At 75.4% G+C, this 13,582-nt stretch carries 6 protein-coding genes; 2 read left to right on the top strand and 4 right to left on the bottom strand.

Annotation, left to right across the window (positions count from 1 at the left end; all coding sequences use genetic code 11):
• The first annotated feature begins 73 nt into the window (after positions 1 to 73).
• Together BSL84_RS04605 and BSL84_RS04600 are read left to right on the top strand one after the other, a co-directional pair.
• A complete protein-coding gene (locus tag BSL84_RS04605) occupies positions 74 to 1,339 on the top strand; it encodes a cation:proton antiporter (RefSeq protein ID WP_030029397.1) in 1,266 nt (421 codons plus the stop codon).
• Positions 1,340 to 1,826: 487 nt separating this feature from the next.
• Positions 1,827 to 2,816, top strand: coding sequence for a serine/threonine-protein kinase (locus BSL84_RS04600; RefSeq protein ID WP_075969871.1), 990 nt, complete (start codon positions 1,827 to 1,829; stop codon positions 2,814 to 2,816).
• A gap of 40 nt (positions 2,817 to 2,856) precedes the next feature.
• Here the strand turns inward: BSL84_RS04600 and BSL84_RS04595 are convergent, their stop codons facing one another.
• From BSL84_RS04595 to BSL84_RS04580, 4 genes are all read right to left on the bottom strand, one after another.
• Positions 2,857 to 5,298: a SpoIIE family protein phosphatase gene (locus BSL84_RS04595; protein ID WP_075969870.1), complete on the bottom strand. Its 2,442-nt coding sequence runs from the start codon at positions 5,296 to 5,298 to the stop codon at positions 2,857 to 2,859.
• A 79-nt stretch (positions 5,299 to 5,377) separates the two neighbouring features.
• Positions 5,378 to 6,094, bottom strand: a complete 717-nt coding sequence (locus BSL84_RS04590) for a 4'-phosphopantetheinyl transferase family protein (protein WP_075969869.1) — start codon at positions 6,092 to 6,094, stop codon at positions 5,378 to 5,380.
• Complete coding sequence (locus tag BSL84_RS04585; RefSeq protein WP_075969868.1) at positions 6,091 to 10,917, bottom strand: type I polyketide synthase; 4,827 nt, start codon at positions 10,915 to 10,917, stop codon at positions 6,091 to 6,093. Before BSL84_RS04585 ends, BSL84_RS04590 begins: the two co-directional genes overlap by 4 nt.
• A complete protein-coding gene (locus tag BSL84_RS04580) occupies positions 10,914 to 13,382 on the bottom strand; it encodes an MMPL family transporter (protein WP_075969867.1) in 2,469 nt (822 codons plus the stop codon). The genes BSL84_RS04585 and BSL84_RS04580 overlap by 4 nt, the downstream gene beginning before the upstream one ends.
• Positions 13,383 to 13,582: the final 200 nt, after the last annotated feature.

The raw sequence follows: 13,582 nt of genomic DNA, 5'->3' as shown, positions 1-13,582 counted from the left end.
CACGGGCGAAAAGATCCCGAACACCCTGGCCGCAGACCGTGTGCAGGCAAGCGGCTGGGACAGGATGGGACGGGTGACGCTTTCCGATGCGGTGTACCTGGCTGCGGGGATCGGTGCGCTCGGCGCGGCCGTCCTGCCCCGGCTCGTCTTCCGCCGGCCCCTGTCCATGCCGATGGTGTTCCTCGCGGCGGGCGCCCTCGTGGCGCTGCTGCCGGTGCCGGTGCCGGTGGTGGATCCGCAGCGGCAGCGGCTGTGGGTGGAGCACGCCACCGAGGTGTGCGTGATCGTCTCCCTGATGGGAGCCGGGCTGGCCCTCAACCGGGCGGTCGGCCGGCGCAGCTGGTCGGGGACGTGGCGGCTGCTCGGCATCAGCCTGCCCCTGACGATCGCGGGCATGGCGGCGGCCGCGGCGTTCGTACTCGGCTGGCCGCCGGCGCCGGCCCTGCTGCTGGCGGCCGTGCTGTCGCCGACGGACCCGGTACTCGCCGCCGAGGTGCGGGTGGGCGAGCCGACGGACGAGGACGACGACGAGGACGAGGTCCGGTTCTGCCTCACCTCCGAAGCCGGACTCAACGACGGGCTCGCCTTCCCATTCGTACTCGCCGCCGTCGCCCTCGCCGCCGTCCCCGCCGGGCAGTCCGCGACCGCGTGGATCTCCCACTGGGTCCTCGTCGACGTCCTGGCCCGGATCGCCATCGGGGTGGCGGTCGGCGTCCTGACGGGCCGGCTGCTGGGGCTGATGTTCTTCCGAGCCCGCCCCTCGGCCCTTCGGCTCTCCGAGCACATGGAGGGGTTCGTCGCCCTCGGCGCCACGTTCACGGCCTACGGGGCGACCGAACTCCTGCAGGGCTACGGGTTCCTCGCCGTCTTCGTCACCGCCTGCACGATCCGGGCCGCCGAACGCAGCCACGGCTACCACAAGGTCCTGCACGAGTTCACCGAGCAGATCGAACGGCTGCTGACCGCCTTCCTGCTCTTCCTCCTCGGCGGCTACCTCGTCGTGGCGGGCCTGCCCTCGCTCACCTGGCGGGAGGCCGTCGTGGCACTGGTACTCGTCCTGGTCGTCCGGCCCGCCGCCGGCTGGGTGGGCCTGCTCGGCGGCCCGGCCGGCCGCCGCGAACGCGTCGTCATCGCCGCGTTCGGAATCCGCGGCATCGGCTCGATGTTCTACCTCGCCTACGCACTCGGGCACAGCGACCACTTCGGCTCTCACGAACAGCAGCTGTGGACCGTCGTCGCCTTCACCGTGATGCTGTCGGTCCTCCTGCACGGCGCCACCGCCACCCCCGTCATCCGACGCCTCGACCGGCTCCGCGACGCGTCTCGTACCCCACCCTGAGCCGACGTCACGGCCGGAGGGGCCGGTTCGTACCCGGACCGCGCGAGGCGGCGCCTCGCCACGGGCGGGCGGAGAACGGCGGAACGACAGGATCCGTGCGCGGGCGCGGGGGAGCGCCCCGCACGGATCCGTCGGGTCGGTTCAGGCTCCCGGGCGGTGCTGAGCCACCCGGTTCACCTCCTCGAAGGGTCGAATGCGCGGGACGCGCGGCGGGAGAAGGACTGGCGCCGGCCGATCGGCACGTCCGACTCAACCCCATCCGCGCCCCCCGGCGCATGCGCGCGCGGCCCCCATGTTCCCCGCCCCCACCCCCCACCCGGACGAGGTGCCGCCCACCGTCGAATGGTGGTGGTCCGCGCCCTGCCGCCGCGGCCCGCACCGTGGTAGGCGGAGCGTTCGGCCGGCGGCCGGGCCCCCGGACTCCCGTCGGGCGGGTGGCGGGGCCGCTCGATAGAATTCCTGCTGAGGACGGGGAAGGGAGCGCCGGATGGGCGCGGACCTGAGCCAGTACACGGGCCGGCCCTCCGGGCTGGTCGGCAAGCAGATCGCCGGGTACAAGGTCGAGCGCATGATCGGCCGGGGCGGCATGGCCGTCGTCTACTGCGCCAGGGACCTGCGCCTGGACCGCACGGTCGCGATCAAGCTGATCGCCCCCGAGCGGGCCCGCGACGACACCTTCCGGCGCCGGTTCACCCACGAGTCGAGGGTGGCCGCCTCCATCGAGCACCCCCACATCGTGCCGATCTTCGAGGCCGGCGAGACCGACGGCGTCCTCTACATCGCCATGCGCTACGTCCCCGGGCTCGACCTGCGGGGTCTGCTGGACCGGGAGGGCCCCCTCCCCGTGCCGACCGCCCTGCGGATCGCCGCCCAGGTGGCTTCCGCCCTCGACGCCGCCCACGACCACGACCTGGTGCACCGGGACGTCAAACCCGGCAACATCCTGGTCGCCGCGGGGCCCGACCGCGAGCACCCGGAGCACATCTACCTGACGGATTTCGGCCTGACGAAGAAGTCCCTGTCGCTGAGCGGGTTCACCACGGCCGGAGAGTTCGTCGGCACCCTCGACTACATGGCGCCCGAGCAGATCGCCGGCCGGCCGGTCGACGGCCGCTGCGACCTCTACAGCCTCGCCTGCGTCGTCTACGAGACCCTCGCAGGCGGGCCGCCCTTCGTGCGCGAGGAGGACGCGGCCCTGCTGTGGGCGCACCAGTACGACGCTCCGCCGCCCCTGACCGAGCGGCGCCCGGACATCGCCCCCGCCGCCGACGAGGTCCTCGCCAAAGCCCTGGCCAAGGTCCCCGAGGACCGGTACGGATCCTGCCTGGAGTTCGTGGCGGCCCTGCGGGTCGCCACCGCGGACGGCCCCCAGCCGGACAACAGGCCCCGGCGCACCACGGAGGTGGTGGCCGCACCGCCTCCGGAGCCCCCCGAATGGGCCCTGCCCGTCTTCCGCGGCCCGGCCGGCCCCCTTTGAGCCGACCGCTCAGAAGCACGGCCCCCTTTGAGCCGGCCGGTCAGAACCCCAGCAGGGACTGCTCCGCCCAGATGGTCTTCCCGACGGGCGCGTGCCGGGTGCCCCAGCGCTGAGCCAGCTGGGCCACCAGCAGCAGGCCGCGCCCGCCCTCGTCGAAGGTCCGGGCCCGCCGCATGTGCGGCGCCGTGCTGCTCGCGTCGGAGACCTCGCAGATCAGAGTGTCCTTCTCGTGGATCAGCCGCAGCTGGATGGGTGGCTCGCCGTACCGGATGGCGTTCGTGACCAGCTCGCTGACCAGCAGCTCGGTGACGAACGAGGCCTCCTCCAGCCCCCACTCCGTCAGCTGGTCCGTGGTCTGCCGGCGGGCCTGGGAGACGTCCGAGGGATCCGAGGTCAGGTCCCACACGACGACCTTGTCGGCGTGCAGGGCCCGCGTCCGCGCCACCAGCAGGGCCACGTCGTCGTCGGGACGGTGCGTCAGCAGGGCCGTCAGGACCCGGTCGCAGACCGTGTCCAGCGTCGAGGCGGGCTGGGCGAGCGCGGCGAACATCGTGTCCAGGGCGTCGTCGATGTCCCGCTCGCGGGGCTGGAGCAGCCCGTCGGTGTAGAGGGTCAGCACGCTGCCCTCGGGAAGGTCGACGTCCAGTGTCTCGAAGGGCAGGCCGCCCAGGCCCAGCGGCGGCCCGGCCGGCACGTCCAGCAGGTACACCGACCCCTCCGGGGAGACCACCGCCGGCGGCGGATGCCCGGCCCGGGCGAGCGTGCAGTGCCGGGTGACCGGGTCGTAGACCACGTACAGGCACGTCGTACCGATGCCGCCGGCGCTCTCGTCCACGGCCTCCCTGCCACCCTCGTCGGCGGACAGGTGGATGATCAGGTCGTCGAGATGCGTGAGCAGCTCGTCGGGCGGCAGATCGACATCGGCCAGCGTGCGTACGGCGGTGCGCAGCCGCCCCATCGTCGCCGAGGCGCGGATGCCGTGGCCGACGACGTCGCCCACGACCAGCGCCACCCGCGCACCGGAGAGCGGGATGACGTCGAACCAGTCGCCGCCCACACCCGCCTCGGTACCGGCCGGAAGGTAGCGGGAAGCCGTCTCCAGCGCCGGATGGTCGGGCAGCGTCTGCGGAAGCAGGCTGCGCTGGAGCGTCATGGTGCTGGTGTGCTCCCGCGTGGACCGGTGCGCCGCGTGGATGCTCGTGGCCGCCCGCCCCGCCAGCTCCTCGGCCAGGGTCACGTCCTCCGGCAGGAAGGGCTCCCGGCTCTCACGGCGGCCGAAGACCGCCACGCCGAAACTGATGCCGTCGGAGTGCATCGGGACCACCAGCATCGAATGGGCCCCGTGCGCACCGAGCCAGGCGGCCGCCGGGTCGCGCGCCATCCACTCGGCGACCGCCGGGGCGGTCGTCGCGTACACGGCGCCCCGACCCGAGGCCAGGCATTCGGCGGGCGGTGACAGCGGCGCGTAGACCGCCGTCTCACCGACCGCGACCCGCCCCTCGGAACTCCCCTCGACGGCCGAGCGCACCGCCGTACGGCACACGGTGACCGGACCCCGCGGCGGGCCGGAGGAGTGCCCGTTGCCGCGGGGCAGAGGATCGAGCAGGTCGACGACCGCGAAGTCGGCCAGCCGGGGCACCGCCACGTCGGCGAGCTCCTGCGCGGTACGGGTGCTGTCCTCGGTCGTGCCGATGCGCGCGTCGGCGGCGTCCGGAAGGATCATCTGCTGCGTCTCGACCTCGGCGCCGGTCCGGTCGTGCGCGGCGAGGCACACGGCGCGTACGGCACCGTCCCGGTCCCGCAGCGGGGCCACCGACGTGGCCCAGCCGTGCTCCGCGCTGACCCCGGTGGCACGGACGAAGGCCTCCATGTGCTGCGGCTCGCCGGACTCCAGGGCCAGGCGCATCCTGCGCTCGGTCTCCTCGCTCACCGGGTCCGGGGCGATCTCCGGCAGACGCAGCCCGAGCATCTCGGACTCCGTGAGGGACAGCGTGCGTTCCATGCCCGCGTTCGCCCGTACCAGGCGCAGATCGGCGTCGAACACCGCCAGAAAACAGGGCGACTGGGAGAACGACCACTCGTGCAGCGGATCGCCCCACGAGGAGCCGTCACCGCCCCGTCCGCCCGCCACCGCGGACACCACGTACCACTTGGTGCTCCCGCCGGTGGACGTCCAGCGGTGTGCCAGCAGCCCCTGTTCCAGGCGGCTGCCGTCCCGGTGGCGCAGCGCCACGGTGCCGCTCCACCGCTCCTGCTCGGGCGGGATCCGGCGCGCCTGGTCGCCGATGCCGTCGGCCAGCAGGAACTCGGCGGACCGTCCCACCACCTCGGCGGGCGCGTAGCCGAGCAGCCGGGTGGCGCCTTCGCCCCACTCGGTCACGATGCCCCGCTCGTCGACGGCGGCTGTCGCCGTGTACGCGGGCTGCTGGGGGGCATCGGTCTGCTCCGGCCGCTCACCGGGAGGAGTGGGAAGTTGCTCCATCGCCGCTCATCTCGCCCTCGCTAGATCCGTCACCGCTGTCCCACGGGACCTGCACGGCCAGGGGCCCCACTGACAAGCATCATCCGCCGGGGCAAGGAGCACCAACGCAGTGCTGCCGGCCAGGGCCTCCGGCCGGCCGGTGCACCTGTACGAGGGCGAGGAGAGCGTCGTCCGCCCGCCACACCATCGCGCGGCGGTGTCCGCCGAGGACGGGCGGCCGGAGCCCGAGGAGTGCGACACGGCGCGGGGCAGCGCCGAAGACGGAGCTCCGGTCCGCCTTGACGGCGGCTTCCTTCAGCGCCCAGGCGGCGGCCGCGGCCTCCGGACCGTCCGCCGTGACCAGGGAGCGCTCCCCGGGGGACAGGACGTGGTCCGCGACGCGGCGTACCGCGGCCGCCGACGCCCTTTCGCACAGGTCCACCCCGACCGGATCCGGGGCGAGGACCGCCGCCGCGTGCCGGGCGGTGTGGCTGATCGACACGTGCAGCGGCGGCATCGGGACGCCGCCCACCAGCACGCGCGGGCTGCCGTCGTCGCGGGGGAGGACTTCCACCTCGCCCGGCGGTACCGTGAGCACTTCCCCGACCAGGCGCTTGGCGAGCAGCCTGCCCAGCGTCCACTCGGCCCGCCGCCACGCCGGCAGTGCCTCCAGCACCCGCCGCTCCGCCCCCGACAGGGGCGGTGGCCGGTACGGGCCGCAGCGCCGGGCCACGACCAGCAGGGCTCCGCCCCACCGGTGGACCGGGCCCGGCGCGAGCACCGGGAAAGCGGTCCGCACGGCGCTCCCGCCGGTCATGCGGCACGCACCGCGTCGAGCCGGCCCAGCTCCTGCGCGAGCGCGGCCACCGTGTGGCGGATCTGCCCGGACGAGTGGTCACGGGTGATGAAGAACCGCAGCCGTGCCATCTCCTCCGGCACGGCCGGGTGGAGGATCGGGTTGACGCTGACGCCCCGCCGGAACAGCGCCTCCGCCAGTCGCAGCGCCTTCAGCGAGTCCCCGACGATGCACGGGACGACCGGTGTGCCGTGGCTGTCCCCGGTGTCCACGCCCGCCTCCCGCGCCAGGCGCAGGAACAGCGCCGCGTTCTCCGCCAGCCGGGCCACCCGCTCCGGCTCCTCGCGCAGCAGCCGCAGGGAGGCCAGGCACGCCGCGGTGTCGGCCGGGGTCATGCCCGCGCTGTAGACGAACCCGGGAGCGGTGTAGCGCAGGTACTCGACGACCGCGCGGTTCGCCGCGACGTAGCCGCCGCAGCCGGCGAGGGCCTTGGACAGGGTCCCCGACCACAGGTCGACGGCCTCGCGGTCGATGCCGAAGACCTCGCCGACGCCGGCGCCGGTCGCGCCCGTCGTTCCGAGGCTGTGCGCCTCGTCGACCATCAGCAGCGCGCCGTGCCGCCGCTTGGCCTCGACGAGGGCCGGCAGGTCGGCGATGTCGCCGTCCATGCTGTAGACGCCCTCGACGACGACGAGCACCCGCCGGAACTGGCCGCGGACGCGGTGCAGCAGGGCGTCGAGGGCGGCGGCGTCGTTGTGCGGGAACGGCCGACGGGTCGCGCCCGACAGCCTGCAGCCCTGGAGGATGCTGTCGTGGGCGAGCGCGTCGTGGACGACGAGGTCGCCCGGACCGAGGAGGTGGCCGATCACGGTGACGTTGGTGGCGTGGCCGTTGGCGAGGGTGAGCGCGGCCTCGCAGCCGAGCAGGCCGGCGAGCTCGGCCTCCAGTTCCAGGTGGAGCGGGCGGCTGCCGGACAGCAGCCGGCTGGCGGACACCGACGTGCCGTAGGCCGCGACCGCCTCCCTGGCGGCCTCCGTCACCCGGGGGTGGGTGGCCAGCCCCAGGTAGTTGTAGCCGGAGAAGGACAGGAGCCTGCGGCCCTCGACGACGGTCGTGTCCGACATACCGCCCTCGTGTACGAGGAAGTACGGGTTGGACAGGCCGGCGGCGGAGAGCGTGCCGAAGCGCTCGGCGTGGGCGGTGACCTCCGGGAAGCGGTCGATGCGCGTGTGCTGCTCGGGCAGCGCGGCGGGCTGCGGTACGGGCTCCGGTGCCGGCTTGAGGACGCGCTCCGGGGCGGGTTCCGGTGCGGGCTCCGGGACGGCCGGCCCCCGCGGTACGCCGCCGGCGGCGCGCTGCTGGGGGACCGGGCCCGGCGCGGGGTCCCCGGCCGCGTCCGCGACGGCCGCCGCGACACCCCCGACGGTCGGCCGGTCCGCGGCCTGTTCGTCGAACGTCCACAGCGGCCACTGGCGCCGCAGGGCGGTGAACAGGTCGGTCAGCATCAGGGAGTCGAAGCCGAGGTCGTCGACCAGCAGCTGCTCGTGGCGCAGGTGGCCCACCGGGAACGCGCTGATCCGGGCTATGTGCGCGTACACGGCCTCCTTGACCTCGCGGACGTCTCCGGCCGCCGCGGGTGCGGCCCCGGGTACCGCGGACACCGGGGGCTCCGCGGGCACCGAAGGCTCGGCGGCCGCCGGGGGCTCCGCGACCGCCGGTCCGGTGGGCGGCGCGGCTGACTCGGCCGCGGAGAGGCGGGACATGAGGTCCACCTGCCGGCGGACCATCTGCCGCAGGTCGTCCATGGGGTGGAGCACCGGGTCCGCCGGGGCCTCGTGGGCCGGGACGTCGGGGGCCGGGGCCGCGTGGGCCCGCCCTTCCTGCGCCGTGACCTTGTTCGCCGGGGCCTCGTGGCCCTGCCCCTCCTGCGCCGGGACCTCGGCCGTCGCCTCCTGCGCCGGGGCCTCCTGCGCCGGGGCCTCGTGGGCCGGGGTCGGCCGGCCCGCCCAGTAGGACTGCGCCGCGAGCCGGGCCACCGGCAGGTCGACCAGCATGCGGTCTTCCGCCGGGACCAGGGCGCGCGGGTCGACGGGGACGCCCAGGACCGCGAGCCGGGCGAGGGCCCGGACGAAGTCGCGTCCGCCGTCCGGCGCCGTCCCGCTCGCGGCGACCACGTGCACGTCGGCCCGGTCGGCGAGGTTGCGGCGGACCGGGTCGAGCAGCGTGCGGCCACCGCTCACCTGGAGGAACAGGCGGGCCCCCGCGTCGTACGAGGCGCGGACGGCCTCACCGAACCGCACCGGAACGGAGGCGTGCCGCGCCCACAGCTCACGCAGCTGCGCCGGGTCGGAGCACGGCTCCGCGTTCACGGACGACACGAACGGCAGGACCGGAGCGCTCACGCGGCGCTCGGCGAGGGCCGCTCGCACGGCCTCCTCGGCGCGGGCCAGCCGCGGCGAGTGGAAGGCGTGGGAGACCTCCAGCCGCACCGTGACGACGCCCGCTTCGGCGCACGCCCGCCGCAGGGCGTCCAGGCCCTGCCGCGTCCCGCTGACCACGACCTGCCGCGGCTGGTTGAAGCAGGCCGGCCACACGTCGTCGATGCCGACGGTCAGCTGCCGGCAGGTCTCCCAGTCGGTCTGCACGGCGACCATGCCGCCCCGCAGGCCGCTCTCCGCCCGCCGCAGCGCCTCGCCCCGTTGCGCCAGCAGCCGCACGGCCTCCTCCGCGGTGAGCGCTCCGGCCGCCGCGGCCGCGGCGAACTCCCCGGCGCTGTGGCCGAGCGCCAGGTCGGGCGTGACACCGCAGGCGGCGAGGAGCCGGGTCGCGGCGATCTGGACGGTGCCGAGCAGCGGCTGGCACACCTCGGTGTCGGCGAGCCGCCGCCCGCGCTCCCCGCCGCGGCCGCCGTCGACCTCGCCGTGCCCGTCGGCCGCGGCCGGCCCGCCGTACAGCAGCTCGGCGAGGTCGAGGTCCGCCTCGCCCCGGGCGACGGAGCCGAGCGCGTCGAACGCGGCGCGGTAGCCGGCGAACCCCTCGTACAGGTCCCGCATCATGCCCGGGCGCTGGCTGCCCTGACCGGGGAAGACGAAGGCGATACGGCGCCGCGCGGCCGGCATGGGCGCGTCCTCCGCGTAGGCGCCCTCGCCGAGGTCACCGCGGGCGCCGTCCGCGAGCCGCGCCCGGGCGCGCCTGAGCCGCCGGGCGAACTCGTAGGTGTCGCGGGCCACGATCGCGAGCCGGGCCTTCAGCGGCGCCCGCCCGCCCAGGGTGTGCGCCAGCGCGCCGACCGGAGTGCCGGGGGCGCGTTCCACCGCGTCCAGGACCTCGCCGATGTGCAGGTCGAGGAGTTGGGCGTCACCGGCCGAGAGCAGCAGGACCTGCGGGGTCCCGCCCGAGCCGCCTGCCCCGCCCGCGGTGGCCGGAGGAGCCGCGGGGGCCGCGGTCCGGGCACCGGCCGCCGGGGCGGGCGCCGCCTCCAGCACCACGTGGACGTTGGTACCGCCGAAGCCGAACGAGCTCACGGCGGCCCGCCGCGGTCCGCCCGTACGGGGCCAGGGCCGCGCGGTCTCGGCGAACCGCAGGCCCGCGGCGCCGACGCCCAGGTCGGGGTGGGGGCGGGTGCCCGGCTGCGGCACGATCGTGCGGTGGTGGACCACCAGGGCCGTCTTGATCAGGCCCGCCATGCCCGCGGCGGCCAGGGAGTGCCCGATGAGCGCCTTGCCCGCGCCGAGGTAGCACAGCGAGGGGTCCTCGTCGGGCCACTCGGTGCGCAGCCGGCGCAGCGCCTCGACCTCGGCGCGGTCTCCGGACCGGGTGGCGGTGCCGTGGGCTTCCAGGAAGCCCACGGAGGACGGGGAGACGCCCGCGTCGTCGTACGCCCGGCGCAGCGCGCGCAGCTGGCCCTCGGGGGCGGGGGCCAGCGGGCCCGGGGAGGCGCCGTCGTTGGCCGAGCCGACGCCCTTGATCACGGCGTAGACGCGGTCACCGGCCGCGAGGGCGTCCCGGAGCGGCCGGACGACGACGGCGCCCGCGCCCTCGCCGAGCACGAAGCCGTCGGCCTCCTCGTCGAACGGTCGGCAGACCCCGGTGGCGGACAGCGCGCGCAGTGTGGAGAAGCCGATCAGGCTGTCGGGGGTCAGGTTGACGTAGACGCCGCCGACGACGGCGATCCGGCATCGGCCCTGGCGCAGCTGGGCGACGGCCTGGTCCAGGGCCACCAGCGAACCGGAGCAGGCGGCGTCGACGGCGAAGCTGGGGCCGCCGAGGTCGAACTGCCGGCTGACGGTGCCGGCCGCCATGTTGAGCAGGCTCCCCGGCAGGCTGAAGGGCTGGACGGTGCCCAGCCGCCCCGCGTGCTCCCTGACCGCGTCGAGGGCGCCGAGGCCGTCGTCCGACGCGGACCGCCGGGCCTGGTCGGCCAGGGCGATGGCCCGGATCGGAGCCGTCATGACGTCCTTGTAGTCGGAAACCGACATCGCGCAGAAGACCCCGGTGTTCTCGCGGTCGAAGTCGCCCCGGCCCAGCCCCGCGTCGTCGAGGGCCTCGCGCGTGACGTCGAGCATCAGCCGGTGCTGCGGGTCCATGGCCCGGGCGCGGGCGGGCGGCACCCCGTAGTGCAGGGCGTCGAAGCGGTCCACGTCGTCGAGGAAGGCGACCTGGTCGGTGTAGGCGGTATGGGGGGCCGACGGGTTGCCGGGGTCGTGGAAGGGGTCGTGGTTCCAGCGGTCCGCCGGGACCGCGGAGAACTGCCGTTCCCCGCCCATCAGGAGCTTCCAGTAGGCGCGGATGTCGCGGGCTCCGGGAAAGCGGCAGCCGAGTCCGACGATGGCGATGTCGTTCATGACGGGTCTTCCTTGTCGTGGTGCCCGGGCCGGACGGCGGCCGGGGTGGTGGGGACGGGGACGGTGGGGCTGATGAGGCAGGTGGGTTTGGTGGGGCAGCTGGGGACGGGGGCGGCCGGTGAGGGCGGCGGCGCGGGCCGCGGCCGGCACACGGCGCACTCCGGGAGGCGCGCGGTGGGTTCCGGGCCGTCCGGCGGCTCCCGGCCGTCCTGCGGCTCCGGGCGGTCCGGCGGCTCCGGGCGGTCCGGCGGCGGACGGGACGCCGGGAGCGGCACCCTGCGCCGCAGCGGCCACGGCGCCCACCAGTTCAGGCCGCCCGCCAGGCGCATGAGCGCCGGTACGAGGACGCCCCGTACGAGCGTGGCGTCGAGGAGGACGCCGAGCCCCGCGCCGATCCCGAAGAACTGCAGGAGCGAGACCTGGGAAGTGCCGAAGCCGAACAGGGTGAAGGCGAGCAGCGCCCCGGCCGTCGTGACGATGCCGCCGGTGCGGCCGATGCCGGAGACGATCGAGGCGCGGTCGTCCTCCCCGGCGTCGTGCGCCTCCTTGATGCGCGCGAGGACGAACACCTCGTAGTCCACCGACAGCCCGAAGACGATGCAGAACAGCAGCACCGGCATGGTGGTGCTGAGCGGGCCGGGGGTGAAACCGAGCAGGTGCCGCAGGTGGCCCGACTGGAAGATCCACGTCATGGCTCCGAGGACCGCCGCGAGGCTCAGGGCGTTCAGCGCGATGGCCTTCAGCGGCAGCAGCAGGCTGCGGGTGAAGGCGAGCAGCAGCACGAAGGTGCTCGCGGTGATCAGGGCGAGGGCGAGCGGGAGCCGGTCACCCACCGTGGCCTTGGCGTCGACCAGCACGGCGCTCGGTCCGCCGACGAGGCTGTCGGTGCCGGCCGGGCCGGGGGTCGCCCGGACGTCGCGTACGAGCTGCTGGGCGGCGTGCGAGCGGGGGTCCACCAGCGGGACCACGGACAGCCGGGAGGGACCGGCGGCCGGGGCTTCGGCCGGTCGGGCCCCGGCGGTGCCCGCAGGCTCGGCGGCGGGCGCGGGCTCGGGCTCGGGCTGCGCGGCCTCGGGGCGCGGGACCCGCGCGCCGTCGCGGAAGGCGCCCTCGGGCGTCACGACCTGTGCGACCTGCGGCAGCGCGGACAGCCGGCGGGCGTGCTCCGCCCGCGCCGACGGGGACACCTCACCCGTGGTGAGGACCGTGAGCGCGCCGGCGCCCTTCATGTCGAACGCGTCGCGCACCAGGTCACCCACCTGGCGGGCGGCCGAACCGGCCGGCAGCGCCCGGTCGTCGGGCGTGGCGAAACCGGCATGGGCGAACGGCCCGGCGAGCAGCGCCAGCAGCCCGATCACCGGCAGCGCCGCCAGCAGCGGCCGGCGCACGACGATCCGCGCCAGCCCCTCCCAGAACCGCGAGCGCGACCCGGAGCGGACTTGGCGGCGCCACGGCACCGCCCAGGCGTTCACCCGCCTGCCGAGCAGCGCGAGCAGGGCCGGCAGCACGGTCACGGCGCTCACCGCGGCGATCACCACGACGGCGATGCCCGCGTAGGCGAAGGAACGCAGGAAGTAGGGCGGGAACACCAGCAGGGTGGCGAGCGCCGCGGAGACCGTGGCGGCGCTGAAGACGATGGTGTGGCCGGCGGTACGCACGGTCCGCACGGCCGCGGTGCGCGGCGCGTACCCGGCGGTGAGCTCCTCACGGAAACGGGAGACCACCAGCAGCCCGTAGTCGATGCCCAGGCCCAGGCCGAGCGCCGTGGTGAGGTTCAGCGCGAAGACGGACACGTCGGTGACGCTGCCGAGGACGCTCAGGGCCAGCAGGGTCCCGAGGACGGCGAGCACGCCGATGAGCAGGGGCAGGGCGGCGGCCACGACACTGCCGAACACCAGGACCAGCAGGACCAGCGTGCCCGGCAGGACGACGGCCTCGGCCCGCTTCAGGTCGGACTCCGACAGCTTCTGGAGTTCGGCGTCGACGAGCGCGGGCCCGCCGACGCGCACGCTCAGGGGTGCTGCCGCCGTCCCCGCACCGGCCGGGGTGGTCAGCTCCGCGCTCAGCCGCTCGACCCGGGCGCCGAGCCGGTCCCCCTCGCCGTCCACGTGCGCGACCAGCATGGCCGCGCGGCCGTCCCGGCTGCGCAGCTCCGCCGCGCCGCCGGCCCAGTACGAGGTCACCGCGTCCACGTCCGGCTCGGCGGCGAGGCGCCGGGTCAGGGCCTCGCCGGCGCTCCGGGCCGCCGGGTCGTCGACGGAGCCGCCGCGGGCCTGCGCGACGACGACCAGGTTGGGGGAGCCCCCGGAATGCCGGGCTGCGACGGCCGCCGCACGGCTGGACTCGGACCGCGGATCGTCGTACCCCTGGGTCTTCAGCCGGCCGGTCGCCCCCGAGCCGAACACGGCGGACAACACGAGGAACACGAGCGCGGCGACGAGGACCAGTCGGGGACGACGGGTCACGAAGCTCCCTGCACGACGGAACATCGGGGTCCTCCGCTCCGGATGGCGTTTCGCTCCTGCACTTGCGCAGGACGGTCGACTGCCACCCTGCCCGGGGCGGGGAAAGGGCCGTAGTCCCGGCCATTCGTCACTTGACAGAAGGCGGAGCCGTCGGGAAGGGAGGTCCGGCGGAGCCGCTGCCAGGGCCGCCCGCGGACGTC

It is taken from the genome of Streptomyces sp. TN58, assembly GCF_001941845.1.
Taxonomy (GTDB): Bacteria; Actinomycetota; Actinomycetes; order Streptomycetales; family Streptomycetaceae; genus Streptomyces.
This window is presented reverse-complemented; position numbering and strand designations above follow the sequence as displayed.

Excerpts from the sequence above, each read along its gene's own strand:
- BSL84_RS04590 (WP_075969869.1), bottom strand. The coding sequence starts at position 6,094 with ATGACCGGCGGGAGCGCCGTGCGGACCGCTTTCCCGGTGCTCGCGCCG.
- BSL84_RS04595 (WP_075969870.1), bottom strand. The coding sequence starts at position 5,298 with ATGGAGCAACTTCCCACTCCTCCCGGTGAGCGGCCGGAGCAGACCGAT.
- BSL84_RS04585 (WP_075969868.1), bottom strand. The coding sequence starts at position 10,917 with ATGAACGACATCGCCATCGTCGGACTCGGCTGCCGCTTTCCCGGAGCC.
- BSL84_RS04600 (WP_075969871.1), top strand. The coding sequence starts at position 1,827 with ATGGGCGCGGACCTGAGCCAGTACACGGGCCGGCCCTCCGGGCTGGTC.